Raw genomic sequence first — 13582 nt, 5'->3', positions numbered from 1 at the left:
TTTTATTGAACCTTCTACGTGCCAGTCGTCCCATATTCTTGAGTCGTATTGCCGAGCTTTTCATTCGATCCCGACATTGCTGCTACTTCCTTGGCTAGCTTTCTCGGCATTAGATTTTATTTGAAGAATTTTCTGTTTCCGGAAAATGATCGCTATCCAGATATGAAAAAAATCATTCTTATCATATTGTCCCTGTTCATTCTGGCTGCCTGCAATGCCAGGGAGAAGGAGGAGCGATTGCAAAAAGAGTTAAGTGAGCAAACTTTTACGACCACTTCCTATAACTACACGCCATACGACCTGTATTCCATCGCGTTCAAGGAAATCTCGCTCCCCTTCAATATCGATGATGCGCCCAGCGGCGGCTCCGTTTTTTTTCGCGACGCAAGCGAGGGGAGATTGGATAATGGCGAAAAAGTTGCCTTCAGCAGTGGCAATTGCTGTTTAAGCTGGGATCGGCCGGTCGACAAGCCGCTGAGGGTGCGGGTGGTGTGGAGCGTGGTATTCGATATGCGCTACCACGATGGTCAATCCAGTATTTCTTATGATGAACGTACTTCCAGACAAGGTTCTCCTGGCAGCCGCTGGTGCCAGGCCATTGTCGACATTCTTCCCGCGACTGGTCCCGATCGCCCGACTAGCGTGCTCTTGCACTTTCTTGCCGATGGTACGGTTCAGGCGCGGCTGGGAACATTCAAGACGGCGGCGCCGCTTGCTGCCGCCGAGGTGAAATTGCATGCCTCGCGCCTTCCTCAAGGGCAGTTTTGCAGACAAGAAATTGAAAATCCTTTCTATGGCATTCCCCGCAAGCCGCATAGGGAATGACTGATGGGCAAGCCGGCTGCGCCGCTCGGCAAGGCTGGCGCCGAAGGGAGATCAGCCGATGATGCAATCGAACTGCTTTTATAAAAGGAAAAATGATGAAATGGTTTATTTATCTTGGCACTGCCTTGCTGCTGAGCGGTTGTACGTTCCAGGCCAGGCAGGTGGAGGAAGCCGGTCCAAGGTCTACCGCGACGGCGCAGGTGGGTATTGTGAACCATACGGGGAAGTATATTTATTCCGCATCGGTGGATGGGGCGGGAGGCGCCAATATGGCCAGATGGGGAGCGGGGGGAGCAGAAATTTGCTGTGCATCAATCCCGCGAGTGTGGTATCCGGGCATGATGGTACTGGTGCGGTGGGATATGCCAGAAGAACATACGCATATTATCAAAGAGAAAATGGTGGAAGTGGAAAAATACGATGAGCCGGGAGATATCTATATGCACTTTTTCCCCAACGACGAGGTGAGAGTGGTTGTGTCCAATGCAGGAGGAGGTAGCAAAACTCATCCGATACGTCACCATGGGAAACCAAGGGATCCCAATTCTTAGACACGGATGGTGGACCGATCTTGCGATGCAAAGGCTGCCGCGGGTACCGGTTCCGCATGTGAGATCAAGGATGGGAAATGAGACGTTCGGATAAGGAGCGGAACCAGCGAGGCTGGCGCCGATGGAGGATCAGCCGATGAAGGAATCGAATTGCATGTCGAATTCCTGCAGCGCCTTCTGCGCATTTTGCATCTTCTTGCGGAATTCCGGCCCGCGCTGCAGGGCCAGGCCCACTGCCAGCACGTCGATCACGACCAGGTAGGCCAGGCGGGCCGAAATGGGCGTGTAGGGGTCGGTGTTGAAGACCAGGTCGATCGGGATCAGCACGGTGGCCAGGTCGGCCAGCGGCGTGCCCGATGGGGCCAGCACGACGACATCGGCGCCGCCGCGGCGCGCCAGTTTCACGGAGCGGACCAGGGCGGGGCTGTTGCCGCGCTGCGAGATGGCCACCAGGCAGTCGCCGCCGCGCAGCAGGGCCGCCGCGATGCTGTGGATGTTCGGGTCGCTGTAGGCGACCGTCGGCACGCCCGAGCGGAAGAATTTGTGCTGCGCGTCGGCCGCCACGATGCCCGAGGTGCCCTGGCCATAGAATTCGATCTTGCTGGCGCGCGACAGGATGTCGAGCGCGCGCTGGATCGCTTCCGGGTTCAGGTTGTTGCGCAGGTCGAGCAGGGTGTTGATCGAGCGGCTGCAGATTTTATTCACCAGGTCGGCCGCCAGGTCGTCCTGCGCTGGCTGCTCGTTGGCGCCCGGCATGGCCAAGGCCAGGCCCTGTGCCAGTTTCAGCTTGAATTCATGCCAGCCGTCATAGCCCAGGGTGCGGCAGAAGCGCACCACGGTCGGTTCCGACACCTGCGCGCTTTTCGCCAGCGCCGTGATGTTCTGGCTGACTGTCTGGTTGGGCTGGTCAAGCACGGCCAGTGCGACCTTTTTCTCCGACTTGGAGAGCGAATCGAGCTGGGTGCGGATGGAATCGAGTAGCATTGATTAATCTTCTGGCAGTAATGCCGTAAGTTTGCGTCCTTTTCACCCCAAAAGCAAAGTTCCGGGGCCGAACCCTCAGGGTCCGACCCCAGTATTTTGCCGTTCAGGGTTAAGCCAAATCTTAACGGCTTCAGTCCTCTGGCAAGGCCTCTTCACGCCACTGCAAGCCGTCGCGGCCGATCAGGGCGCTGGCGGCCGCAGGGCCCCAGGTGCCGGCCGTGTACGGAATCGGCGCACTGTCGTTCTGCTCCCAGTTGTCGAGAATCGGCTCGACCCATTCCCAGGCCGCTTCCAGCTCGTCGCCGCGCATGAACAGGGTCAGCTGGCCGCGCAGGACGTCGAGCAGCAATCGCTCGTAGGCGTCCATGCGTGGGGTCTTGAACGATTCGCGGAAATCGAGTTCCAGCTCCGCCGGTTTCAAGCGCATGCCGTCGCCCGGGGTTTTCGCCATCAAATTCATGCGCAAGCCTTCGTCCGGCTGCAAACGGATCACCAGGCAGTTCGGCTGGAAGCTGGACGTCGGCTGGTTGAAGATCGAATGCGGAATCTGCTTGAAGCGCACGACGATCTCGGCCAGGCTGTCGGCCATGCGCTTGCCCGTGCGCAGGTAGAACGGCACGCCGGCCCAGCGCCAGGTATCGATTTCCGCCTTCAGTGCAACGAAGGTTTCGGTGCGCGAATGTTCCGGCGCATCGGGCTCGTCGCGGTAGCTCGGCACGGTGGCGCCGTCAACGTGGCCGGCGCGGTACTGGCCGCGCACGATGTTTTGCGCCAGGGTGGTCGGTGTGAATTTTTTCAGCGAGCGCAGCACCTGCAGCTTTTCATCGCGTACGGCGTCCGGCGCGATCGAGGTCGGCGGTTCCATGGCGACGATGCACAGCAACTGCAGCAAGTGGTTTTGCAGCATGTCGCGCAGCGCGCCCGAGGTGTCGTAGTAACCCATGCGGTTGCCCACGCCCAGCTTTTCGGCGATGGTGATTTGCACGTCGGAAATCCATTCGCGGCGCCACAGCGGTTCGAACAGGATGTTGCCAAAGCGCAGGGCCAGCAAGTTCTGCACGGTTTCCTTGCCCAGGTAATGGTCGATACGGTAGATCTGCGATTCCTGGAAGACCTTGCCCACTTCGGCATTGATCTGCTTGGCGCTGGCCAGGTCGCGGCCCAGCGGCTTTTCCAGCACCACGCGCGAATTCGGCGTGACCAGGCCGTTGTCTTCGAGGTTGTCGCAGATCAAGGCGAACAGGTGCGGCGGCGTGGCCAGGTAGTACACGCGCGTCAGGTCGGCATCGCCGCGCAGCGCTTCGACCAGCGGCGCGTACGTGGCCGCATCGCTGGCGTTGAGCGACACGTACACGATGCGCGCGCAGAATTTGCTCCAGGTGGCAGCGTTCAGGGTGCTGGCCTTGATGTGCGGGCGCGAATTGGTCTCCACCATCTTCAGGAAGGCATCCTGGCCGCTGTCCTGGCGGCCCACACAGATGATGCGCGCCGTCGGCGGCAAATCGTTCGCGACGTCGCGCGCATACATTGCAGGCAACAACTTGCGCATTGCTAAATCGCCGCTGCCGCCAAACAGGACCAGGTCAAAATCGGTAAGTGCCATAAGTGAGTGTCGTCGCAAAAGTAAAAGGGCCGGAGCGGGGAGGAAGCCGACCGGAAGTGCCAGTCTGTCGCTACTATAATCGGTAGTGTAAATTTACTACGTGGAACAGGCAATTGCAAGAAATTTTACTACATTCCTGCCGCTGTCGTCGCCATTTTGCCCGGTATGCCTGCCTGCGATGCCGGCATGGCCATTATATGCCGTTCGCCGGCGCCGGCGCAGCGCCATGCTGGTTATCGGCTTTGCAAAGCAACTATGGTTGCCAGGGAAATTTTCGATTCTCTCCGTCATCATTTGCGCTGTAGCAACAAGGAAATCAAGAAATGCTGTCAGGATTGCCGTTGGCAGCGTAAAGTAGCTTTGAGGAAAGTAAAAAAACGTATAATTCAAGCTCGAATCGATAGCAACTATTGGTTGTACGAAGTTGTACGATATACACTGCACCGCAGCGCCGGCCATGCCCCGAACCCGCCATCCGACGTCCATGCGACGTGCAGTCCGCACTGCCCGCAGCATCAGGGGTAGGCAGACTTAACTTTACAAGACGGCTCAAGGGGACACAATGAATTCAATGCAGCAAGATGTCGATGAACGCACCAGCCTGACAGGCAATAACAAATTCGAGCTGTTCCTGTTCAAGCTGGGCACCAGTGATCACTCGACCAGCCGCGAACTGTTCGGCATCAACGTGTTCAAAGTCCGTGAAATCATGGAAATGCCGGCCATCACGGCGGTAGCCGGGTCGCACCCGCACATGCTGGGCGTGGTCAATATCCGCGGCCAGATCGTGCCCGTGATCGACTTGCCGATGGCGGTCGGTTGCAAGAGCAGCGGCTTGAAGATCCTGATGGTGACTGAATTTGCTCGCTCGACACAGGCGTTTGCCGTGGAAGAGGTCGATGAAATCGTGCGCCTGGAATGGAACCAGGTGCTGTCGGCCGAATCGAGCGTCGGCGGCGGCCTCGTCACCAGCATCGCCCGCCTCGATGGCGACACGGACAAGACGCGCCTGGCGCAAGTGCTTGACGTAGAACAAATCCTGCGCAACGTGCTGCCGTCGGGCGACCCGGACGTGGACGAAAACAGTATCGGCCCGCAAGTGCGCTTGCCGGCCGGCGCCGTGATCCTCGCGGCCGACGACTCTTCGCTGGCCCGCTCGCTGATCGAAAAGGGCCTCGAAGCGATGGGCGTGCCTTTCATCATGACCAAGACGGGCAAGGAAGCGTGGGAGCGCTTGCAAGCGATCTCGGCCCAGGCGGCCACGGAAGGCAAGACGGCGAAAGACAAGGTCGCGCTGGTGCTGACCGACCTGGAAATGCCGGAAATGGATGGTTTTACCTTGACGCGCAACATCAAGAACGATGGCCGCTTCTCCAACATCCCCGTGGTGATCCACTCGTCGTCACTGACGGGCTCGACCAACGAAGACCACGTCAAGGGCGTGGGCGCCGACGGTTATGTGGCCAAGTTTGTAGCGGCTGAATTGGCGGAAACCATCCGCAAGGTGCTGGCCCGCTAGTCTGCACGCCGCATGTTAAAAAGCGCCTGCACCCGCGAGGGGCCGGCGCTTTTTCATGTTGGCAAACGATTACGCCTGGTAAGCCGTTTCCGGCTGGCCCGCCACGTCCACGCGCACGGACAGCACGTGGCCCGTCAACGGGTAATTGGCGACTTCTGCGTCTGACCTGTTGTGGCTGGCGCTGGTGATGTACAGGGTGCGCAGGTCGGGGCCGCCAAAGGTCACCATGGTGGGGCAGCGCACGGGCACGGTAATTTCGCCAAGCAGATGGCCATCGGGCGCGAAGCGCAAAATCTTGCCGCCTTCAAACATGGCCGACCAGTAATTGCCTTCGCTGTCGACGGCCGCGCCATCGGGGCGTCCGCCGTAATCAAACGCTTTCTTGTCCATGGAAAAGCGTTGGAACGGTTGCGGTGCGGAAATGGCACCCGTGGCCGCGTCGAAGTCGAAGCGGTCGATGCGGTGCGTGGTGGTATCCGCGTGGTACATGGTGTGCCCGTCGGGACTGAAGCCCAGGCCGTTCGACACCGTCATGCCGCCCGACCAGACCTTGCGCACTTGTCCCTTTTCCAGCACGAACATTTCCGCCGCATCGGTGCTGCGCGGCTCGAAAATCGTGCCGACCCAGAAGCGGCCCGCCGGGTCGACCTTGCCATCGTTGAAGCGCGTGGTGGCCATGTCGAACGGCGCCGGGGCGATTTCCGCCAGGCTGCCCGTCTTCGTGTCCAGGTGGGCAAAGCCGCTGCGCAGGGCGACGATCAGGCCGCCGCCGGCATTGATGGCCAGCGCCGACGGTTCCGTCGGCATGTTCCACTGCGCATGCTTGCCGCTGGCCGGGTGCAGCCGGTGCACGGCGCGGCCATCGATGTCGACCCAGTACAGGGCCGCTTCCTTGCCATGCCAGAGCGGGCATTCGCCCACTTGCATGGGCTTGTCGCTGACTACTTTGATTTCGTAAATATTCATAAACCTCAATTAAGTTAATACGCCGCTTTGGCGGCCTTCGCCAAGGCAATCAAGCCATTGGTCGAGCTGTCGTGGTGGTCGGGACGGGCTTCGCCCGTCAGTTCGGCCTGGATTTTCTTCGCCAGCACCTTGCCCAGTTCTACGCCCCACTGGTCGAAACTGTTGACGTTCCACAAGACGCCCTGCACGAAGGTCTTGTGCTCGTACAGCGCGATCAGGGCGCCCAGGGTGGTCGGGGTCAGCTGGTCCATCAAAATGGTGTTGCTGGGGCGGTTGCCAGGGAAAGTCTTGTGCGGCACCAGCGCTTCGATTTCGCTTTCCGGCAAGCCCTGCGCCTGCAAGTCAAGGCGCACTTCCTCGGCCGTCTTGCCCGTCATGAAGGCTTCCGACTGGGCGAAGCAGTTCGCGAGCAGGGCGTCGTGGTGGCCGGGCAAGTCGTGCGTGGCGCGCAGGGCGGCAATAAAGTCGATGGGCGTGATGTCCGTGCCCTGGTGCAGCAGCTGGAAATATGCGTGCTGGGCATTCGTGCCGCAATCGCCCCAGATGACGGGGCCGGTCGGCACGTCGACGGGCACGCCATCCTTGGTGACGCGTTTGCCATTGCTTTCCATGTCCAGCTGTTGCAGATAGGCAGCAAAGCGGCTCAAGTCCTGGTGGTAGGGCGCGATGGAAACGGAGCCGCAATCGAGGAACTGGCGGTTCCAGAAGCCGACCATGGCCAGCACCACGGGCATGTTGTCTTCCAGCGGGGCCTGGCGGAAGTGCTGATCCATCGCATGCGCGCCGGCCAGGAAATCGCTGAAGTATTCAAAGCCCACGGACAGGGCCACGGCCAGGCCGATCGACGACCAGACGGAGTAACGGCCGCCGACCCAGTCCCAGAACGGGAACATGTTTTCCGGCGCAATGCCAAAGTCGACGATGGCTTGCGTGTTGGTCGACACGGCCACAAAGTGTTGCGCCAGATCCTTCTCTTCGCCTTCCAGCAGGAACCAGGCGCGCGCCGTGTTGGCGTTGAGCATGGTTTCAGCGGTAACAAAGGTTTTCGAGGCCACGATGAACAGGGTGGTTTCCGGATCGACCTTGGACAGGGTCGCTTCCATGTCGTGGCCGTCGACGTTGGAAACAAAGTGCATTTCCAGGCCCGGGTTGGCGTAGGAGCGCAGCGCCAGGCAAGCCATCTTCGGTCCCAGGTCCGAGCCGCCGATGCCGATGTTGACGATGTCGCAAATCGGTTTGCCCGTGTAGCCGAGCCAGCTGCCATTGCGCACCTTGTCCGTAAACGCCTTGACGCGTTGCAGCACATCTTGCACGTCGGCATCGATATCCTGGCCATCGACCACCAGTTTCGTGCCGCGTGGCGCGCGCAAGGCCGTATGCAGAACGGCCCGATGTTCGGTAAGATTGATTTTTCTCGCCGGTGAACATCGCTTCGCGCTGCGCTTCCACGCCGCGCTCGCGCGCCAGGTCCATCAGCAGCGCCATGGCGGTGGTGTCGACCCGGTTCTTCGAGTAATCGAGCAGCAGGCCGGCCGCATCGACCGTCATCGTCGAGAAACGCGCGGGGTCGGCGGCGAACAGCTGGCGCAGATGCACTTCGCGCAGGCTGGCGCCATGCGCTTGCAGGGACTGGAAACTGGCGGTGGCGGTGATGGCAGGAGTAGGTGCTGGCTGGCGCATGGCGGTCGGCTTGGGTGCTTGTCTCGGTTGAAAGGAGCGCGGCGCGTTCGTCGTGGCGAACAGCGGTTCCGGCGTTGGTGTGAGAATAATACATCAGAAAAACGTAATTTCACTACAGTTTGTGATGTCAAGCCGATTTTGTTGTGCTTTTTTTAGTGATTGCACCAGTGATACATAAGGGATGTGTCGGCAGGTGCTGGTACGCGATATTTCATGGATTTGCTTTGATATGCCGCAATCCGTGGCTTATTTGTGTTGTTTGCCCATGCAAGAGTGCGTCTTCTTCAGTATTTTGTAGTAAAATTTCACGAAATACTCATTTTTAAGGAAATCCATATGGCGCTGCATCCAGTAGTCGAATCCGTAACAGCGCGCATCATCGCGCGCAGCCGGCCATCGCGCGGCGCCTACCTGGCGCATCTGGATGCGGCCCGCATCCAGGGCGTGCAGCGCGGCGCCCTGTCGTGTACTAACCTGGCGCACGGCTTTGCCGCCTTTCCCGCCAACGACAAGCTGTCGCTGAAAGAGTACAAGAAGCCGTCCGTGGCCATCGTCTCGTCGTACAACGACATGCTGTCGGCGCACCAGCCCTTCGAAGGCTTCCCGCAGATCATCAAGCAAGCCGTGCGCGAAGTGGGCGCCGTCGCCCAGTTCGCCGGCGGCGTTCCCGCCATGTGCGATGGCGTGACGCAGGGCCAGCCGGGCATGGAATTGTCGCTGTTCTCGCGCGACACCATCGCCATGTCGACGGCCGTGGCGCTGTCGCACAATATGTTCGACGCCGCCCTGTACCTGGGCGTGTGCGACAAGATCGTGCCGGGCCTCTTGATCGGCGCGCTGCACTTCGGCCACTTGCCGGCCGTCTTCGTGCCGGCCGGTCCGATGACGTCGGGCCTGTCGAACCAGGAAAAAGCCAAGGTGCGCCAGCTGTATGCGCAAGGCAAGGCCACGCGCGAAGACTTGCTCGAAGGCGAATCGAAAGCCTACCACGGCGCCGGCACCTGTACCTTCTACGGTACCGCGAACAGCAACCAGATGCTGATGGAAGTGATGGGCCTGCACTTGCCGGGTGCCGCCTTCATCACGCCGAACACGCCGCTGCGCGATGCGCTGACCAGGGCCGCCGCCCAGCGCGCCGCTGGCATCACGGCGCAAAGCGCCAGTTACTTGCCAGTTGGACATATCGTCGACGAGAAATGTATCGTCAACGCCGTCGTCGGCTTGCTGGCCACGGGGCGGTTCGACCAACCACACCCTGCACCTGGTCGCGATCGCCAAGGCGGCCGGCATCGTCATCGACTGGAACGATTTCAATGAACTGTCTGCCATCGTGCCGATGCTCACGCGCATCTACCCGAACGGCGACGCCGACGTGAACCATTTCCACGCGGCCGGCGGCACCGGTTATCTGATCCGCGAACTGCTGGACGCGGGCTTGCTGCACGAAGACGTCAACACCATCCTGGGCCACGGCTTGCGCGCGCACTGCATGGAGCCGTTCCTGGGCGAAGACGGCAAGGTCTTCTGGAAAGACGCGCCGGCCGCCAGCGCCGACGAAAACGTGCTGCGCCCCGCCTCGAACCCGTTCGCGCCGGACGGCGGCATGGTCCTGGTGGCGGGCAACCTGGGCCGCGCCGTGATGAAGGTCTCGGCCGTCAAGCCGCAGCACCGCACGGTTGAAGCGCCGGCGCTGGTATTCAATTCGCAGGAAGACTTCATGGCCGCCTACAAGGCCGGCACGCTGGACCGCGACTTCGTCGCCGTGCTGCGCTTCCAGGGCCCGCGCGCCAACGGCATGCCGGAACTGCATGCGCTGACGCCCGCGCTGGCCAACCTGCAGGATGCGGGCCGCCACGTGGCGCTGGTCACCGATGGCCGCATGTCGGGCGCGTCGGGCAAGGTGCCGGCCGCCATCCACGTCTCGCCTGAAATTCTCGCCGGCGGCCCGCTGGGCCTCGTGCGCGACGGCGACATCATCCGCCTCGACGCCTTTACGGGCGTACTGGAGGCGCTGGTGCCGGCCGACGTCTGGCACGCGCGTGCGCTGGTCACGGCCGACCTGTCGCCGAACCACGTCGGCATGGGCCGCGAGCTGTTTTCCATGTTCCGTTCCACCGTCAGCGCGGCGGAAGAGGGTGCTACCACCTTCGGCCTGCCGTCGCCGATTCCCACCACCGTCGCCTTGCACGACGCCGACAATGTCGGTGATACCGTACCGGGTTCCGATGAAGACTTTTTGGCTAGGAAATAAGAGATGACCATGACACTACTGGAAATTATGCGCACCTCGAGCGTGATCCCCGTGATTGCGATCGACGACCCTGACCACGCCGTACCGCTGGCGCGCGCGCTGGTGGCGGGCGGTATCCGCGTGCTGGAAGTAACCCTGCGCACCAGGCATGGCCTGGAAGCGATCCGCGCCATGTCGGAAGTGCCAGGCGCCATCGTCGGCGTCGGCACCTTGACGCGTCCCGAGGAATTTGCCCAGGCACGCGATGCGGGCGCCGTCTTCGGCGTCTCGCCGGGCCTGACGCCGGCCCTGGTGGCGGCGGCGAAAAGCAGCGGCTTGCCCTTGCTGCCAGGCGTGATGACGCCAGGTGAAGTGATGGCGGCACGCGAAAACGGCTTCCAGCAGCTGAAATTGTTCCCGGCCGTGCCGGCCGGCGGCATCGGCATGCTCAACGCGATTTACGGCCCGCTGCCGGACATCACGTTCTGCCCGACGGGCGGCATCTCGCAAGAGACGGCGTCGCAGTTCCTGGCGTGCAAGAACGTCGCCTGCGTGGGCGGCTCGTGGCTGACGCCGAAAGACGCGATTGCGGCCGGCAACTGGGACCGCATCACGGAAATCGCCAAGGCTGCCAGCGGCCTTCGATTGGCTTAAGCGGCACCGGTGCGGCAGGCTTTACGCTTGCCGCGCTTTCTTCTCTTATGCGAGTGCTGCGCCGCCCCCTCACCATCGGCGAAACCGCCATGGCCCGCAGCGTCTTCCAGGGCGCCATCGACTACGCGCGCGTGCGCGTCGTGCGCGGCTCCTTTCTACCGTTCGGCCTGCAGGACCAGAACACGGCCATGACGCCGCGCGGCAGCCTGCACTTCATGCCGGCCCAGTACCGCGACGACTTTTCCCGCGAAGGCAACAGCGGCAAGCTGTTCTTCATCCACGAGATGGTGCACGTGTGGCAGTACCAGCTCGGCTACGGCGTGCTGCTGCATGGCGTGCTGCTGGCGCTGTGCGGCGGCTACATCCGGCAACGGGCCTACCGCTACGACGCGCAGGCGGGCGGCATCCTGTCCGATTTCAACATGGAACAGCAGGGCGACATCATCGCCCACTACTTCGGCGCGCGCCAGCTGGGCATTCCCGCCTACGTGGCGCAGCTGCCGCAGCTGCAAGATATCCTGCAAGGCTTCCTGATCAATCCTGCCGACCGCCGCCTGCTGCCGCGCTGACGCCGCCGTTACTGCGCGTTCGATGCCAGGCGCACGTCCGGCGCGCGCAGGCTGGCCGCCGCATCCTTGCCCAGCAATAAACGCAGGTCGGCGCCCGCGCCGATGCCGCCACCGTCCGCCGCCTGCAGCTGCGGCATGCCGCCCAAGGCCAGGGCCAGGGCGGCGGCCGCCTGCGCATGGCCGGGGCGGTAGACGATGCTGCTGGCCTGGACGCCGTACGGCCGCTGGTTGCCCAGCCGCAGCACGCTGATGCCCATGCCGCCGAGCATGCCGCGCATGCGCGCGCCGCCATGCCCGTTTCGCCATTGCCGTTGATGACTTCCAGCCGTGGCAGGGGGGCCGCCGACGCCAGCGGCGCTGCCAGCTTCACGGGAACGGCGGCGCGCGCCGCCACGGGAGCATCGCGCCAGCTCAGCGCAAAGATATTCGGCTGCAATTGCGTCAGCTGCAAGCGGCTGGCCGGTGCCGCCGGCTTGGGCGCCGGCGCCAGGTCGGGCGCGATGGCCTCCGCGGTGGCATCGACGGCATCGACCGTGCTGACACTGCGCGCCAGCGCCGCGATGGCCAGCTCCAGATTGGCGCGTGCCGGCTGCTGGCCATTGTCGAGCTGCAGCGACTGGCGCAGCACGGCCGCCGCCTGGGCATACTCTCCCTGCAGGTACAGCACATAGCCGAGGTTGTTGTACGCTCTGGCCGTGGGCGCTTCCTGCGCCAGCGCCTGCAGCATGGCGCGGGCCGTTTCCAGCTGGCCCAGCTGCGCGTGCAGCACGGCGGCGCCATTGCGCGCATCGGTCGAGCCGGGCTCAAGCAGCAGCGCTTCGCGATAGGCGGCCTGCGCCGCGCGCGGGTCGCCCAGTTCCTGCATGCGCTTGCCCAGCTTGCAGAAGGCGGCGCTGCGCGCTGCGGCGCTGTCTTCGGTGCGCGCCTGGGGCGGCGCAGCATGATTGGCCTGGCTGGCCGGACCGGGCAGGTGGCCGCAGGCGGGCAGCAGGCCGGCGCAGGCGAGCATGAGCATCAGGGTGGTGTGCTGTGACATGGCGGTTCTCCGGTCAGTTGCCGCCGCCCATGCTGGGCAGGAGCACGCGGTAGATTTGCAGGAAGGCTGGTCCCATCAGGACGACCAGCAGCGACGGGAAGATGAAAAAGATCAAAGGAAACAGCAGCTTGAGGGCAATCTTTGCCGCTTCTTCCTCGGCCATCTGGCGGCGCTTGGTGCGCAGCTGGTCCGACTGCACGCGCAGCGAGGCGGCGATGCTGGTGCCGAAACGCTCGGCCTGGATCAGCATGGCCACCAGCGCGTCGACATCCTCGACGCCCGTGCGCAGGGCCAGGTTGCGCAGCGCCCGCTCCTTGGTGTTGCCGGCGCGCAGTTCCAGCATCACCAGGTGCAATTCCTCGGCCAGCACCTTGCTTTTCAGCGAGATCTCGGCCGCCACCCTGGCCAGCGCCGCATCCATGGCCAGGCCCGCTTCCACGCATACCGTCATCAAGTCCAGCGCGTCGGGAAAACTTTCGAAGATATCGCGCTGGCGCCGCTTGATCATTTGCGCCAGCACAATATTGGGCAGGTAGTAGCCGATGGCGGCCACGATCAGCAGCCAGAACAGCAGTGCCTTGCCTGCCATCTGGCTGCCCGATGCGCTCAGCCCCAGGAACAGCAGCAGGGGCAGGCCGATGGCCAGCATGGTCTTGGCGGAAAAGAACAGGATGGGCGCCGACGCCTGGCGCAGGCCGGCATTCATGAAGCGCCGGCGCATCACGGAGCCTTCCCAGCCCTGGTCGGGCAGCGACAGTTTGGCCAGGGGGCCGCTCAGGCGCACCATGCGCGCCAGCCACGGGCTGGGCGCTGATGATGCGCCAGGCGTCGCCGCGCTCTTGCCGGTGGCGTTGTCCATGCGCTGGCGCAAGGGATCGGGCGCAAAGCTGCGCATGGCCACCAGCACGGTGCCGAAGACGGCAATGAAGAGCAGGGCGAGAAAGGCGATATGCACGGGATTCATG

General features: G+C 62.5%; 11 protein-coding genes and 2 pseudogenes. 6 read left to right on the top strand and 7 right to left on the bottom strand.

Annotation, left to right across the window (positions count from 1 at the left end; genetic code table 11):
• The first annotated feature begins 48 nt into the window (after positions 1 to 48).
• Positions 49 to 825, top strand: coding sequence for a lipoprotein (locus ACQVLG_RS00575; RefSeq protein WP_230541223.1), 777 nt, complete (start codon positions 49 to 51; stop codon positions 823 to 825).
• Positions 826 to 920: 95 nt separating this feature from the next.
• A complete protein-coding gene (locus ACQVLG_RS00570) occupies positions 921 to 1376 on the top strand; it encodes a DUF3304 domain-containing protein (protein WP_474292400.1) in 456 nt (151 codons plus the stop codon).
• A gap of 129 nt (positions 1377 to 1505) precedes the next feature.
• On the opposite strand, the gene ACQVLG_RS00565 is transcribed toward ACQVLG_RS00570, so the two are convergent.
• The 3 genes from ACQVLG_RS00565 to ACQVLG_RS00555 form a co-directional block, all read right to left on the bottom strand.
• Positions 1506 to 2360, bottom strand: coding sequence for an SIS domain-containing protein (locus ACQVLG_RS00565; RefSeq protein ID WP_034750862.1), 855 nt, complete (start codon positions 2358 to 2360; stop codon positions 1506 to 1508).
• Between the two features lie 130 nt (positions 2361 to 2490).
• Positions 2491 to 3963, bottom strand: coding sequence for a glucose-6-phosphate dehydrogenase (gene zwf, locus ACQVLG_RS00560; RefSeq protein WP_034750861.1), 1473 nt, complete (start codon positions 3961 to 3963; stop codon positions 2491 to 2493).
• 96 nt (positions 3964 to 4059) lie between these two features.
• A complete protein-coding gene (locus ACQVLG_RS00555) occupies positions 4060 to 4353 on the bottom strand; it encodes a hypothetical protein (protein WP_474292398.1) in 294 nt (97 codons plus the stop codon).
• 172 nt (positions 4354 to 4525) lie between these two features.
• Here ACQVLG_RS00555 and ACQVLG_RS00550 point away from each other — a divergent pair, with 172 nt between their 5' ends.
• Positions 4526 to 5482, top strand: coding sequence for a chemotaxis protein (locus tag ACQVLG_RS00550; RefSeq protein ID WP_474292397.1), 957 nt, complete (start codon positions 4526 to 4528; stop codon positions 5480 to 5482).
• Positions 5483 to 5551: 69 nt separating this feature from the next.
• Here the strand turns inward: ACQVLG_RS00550 and ACQVLG_RS00545 are convergent, their stop codons facing one another.
• Together ACQVLG_RS00545 and pgi are read right to left on the bottom strand one after the other, a co-directional pair.
• On the bottom strand, positions 5552 to 6448 hold the full coding sequence (locus ACQVLG_RS00545) for an SMP-30/gluconolactonase/LRE family protein (RefSeq protein WP_474292396.1): 897 nt from the start codon (positions 6446 to 6448) through the stop codon (positions 5552 to 5554).
• A gap of 14 nt (positions 6449 to 6462) precedes the next feature.
• Positions 6463 to 8128, bottom strand: a pseudogene (gene pgi / locus ACQVLG_RS00540) (glucose-6-phosphate isomerase).
• A gap of 336 nt (positions 8129 to 8464) precedes the next feature.
• On the opposite strand from pgi, the pseudogene edd reads away from it, so the two are divergent.
• The 3 genes and pseudogenes from edd to ACQVLG_RS00525 all read left to right on the top strand — a co-directional run bounded on the left by edd (position 8465) and on the right by ACQVLG_RS00525 (position 11581).
• Positions 8465 to 10379 (top strand): annotated as a pseudogene (edd, locus tag ACQVLG_RS00535) (phosphogluconate dehydratase).
• Between the two features lie 3 nt (positions 10380 to 10382).
• Entirely contained in the window at positions 10383 to 11012 is a 630-nt protein-coding gene (eda, locus tag ACQVLG_RS00530) for a bifunctional 4-hydroxy-2-oxoglutarate aldolase/2-dehydro-3-deoxy-phosphogluconate aldolase (RefSeq protein ID WP_474292395.1), read from the top strand.
• A gap of 89 nt (positions 11013 to 11101) precedes the next feature.
• Positions 11102 to 11581 (top strand): Rhs element Vgr protein, encoded by a 480-nt coding sequence (locus ACQVLG_RS00525; protein ID WP_474292393.1) that lies wholly within the window; start codon positions 11102 to 11104, stop codon positions 11579 to 11581.
• Here ACQVLG_RS00525 and ACQVLG_RS00520 read toward each other — a convergent pair.
• Together ACQVLG_RS00520 and ACQVLG_RS00515 are read right to left on the bottom strand one after the other, a co-directional pair.
• Complete coding sequence (locus ACQVLG_RS00520; protein WP_474292392.1) at positions 11547 to 12617, bottom strand: tetratricopeptide repeat protein; 1071 nt, start codon at positions 12615 to 12617, stop codon at positions 11547 to 11549. The genes ACQVLG_RS00525 and ACQVLG_RS00520 overlap by 35 nt on opposite strands.
• A gap of 13 nt (positions 12618 to 12630) precedes the next feature.
• Positions 12631 to 13581, bottom strand: coding sequence for a type II secretion system F family protein (locus ACQVLG_RS00515; RefSeq protein ID WP_474292391.1), 951 nt, complete (start codon positions 13579 to 13581; stop codon positions 12631 to 12633).
• Position 13582 lies beyond the last annotated feature (1 nt).

This window comes from Janthinobacterium sp. TPC_1 (assembly GCF_056037845.1).
This window is presented reverse-complemented; position numbering and strand designations above follow the sequence as displayed.

Excerpts from the sequence above, each read along its gene's own strand:
- ACQVLG_RS00570 (WP_474292400.1), top strand. The coding sequence starts at position 921 with ATGAAATGGTTTATTTATCTTGGCACTGCCTTGCTGCTGAGCGGTTGT.
- ACQVLG_RS00565 (WP_034750862.1), bottom strand. The coding sequence starts at position 2,360 with ATGCTACTCGATTCCATCCGCACCCAGCTCGATTCGCTCTCCAAGTCG.
- zwf (WP_034750861.1), bottom strand. The coding sequence starts at position 3,963 with ATGGCACTTACCGATTTTGACCTGGTCCTGTTTGGCGGCAGCGGCGAT.
- ACQVLG_RS00550 (WP_474292397.1), top strand. The coding sequence starts at position 4,526 with ATGAATTCAATGCAGCAAGATGTCGATGAACGCACCAGCCTGACAGGC.
- ACQVLG_RS00545 (WP_474292396.1), bottom strand. The coding sequence starts at position 6,448 with ATGAATATTTACGAAATCAAAGTAGTCAGCGACAAGCCCATGCAAGTG.
- eda (WP_474292395.1), top strand. The coding sequence starts at position 10,383 with ATGACCATGACACTACTGGAAATTATGCGCACCTCGAGCGTGATCCCC.
- ACQVLG_RS00525 (WP_474292393.1), top strand. The coding sequence starts at position 11,102 with ATGGCCCGCAGCGTCTTCCAGGGCGCCATCGACTACGCGCGCGTGCGC.
- ACQVLG_RS00520 (WP_474292392.1), bottom strand. The coding sequence starts at position 12,617 with ATGTCACAGCACACCACCCTGATGCTCATGCTCGCCTGCGCCGGCCTG.
- ACQVLG_RS00515 (WP_474292391.1), bottom strand. The coding sequence starts at position 13,581 with ATGAATCCCGTGCATATCGCCTTTCTCGCCCTGCTCTTCATTGCCGTC.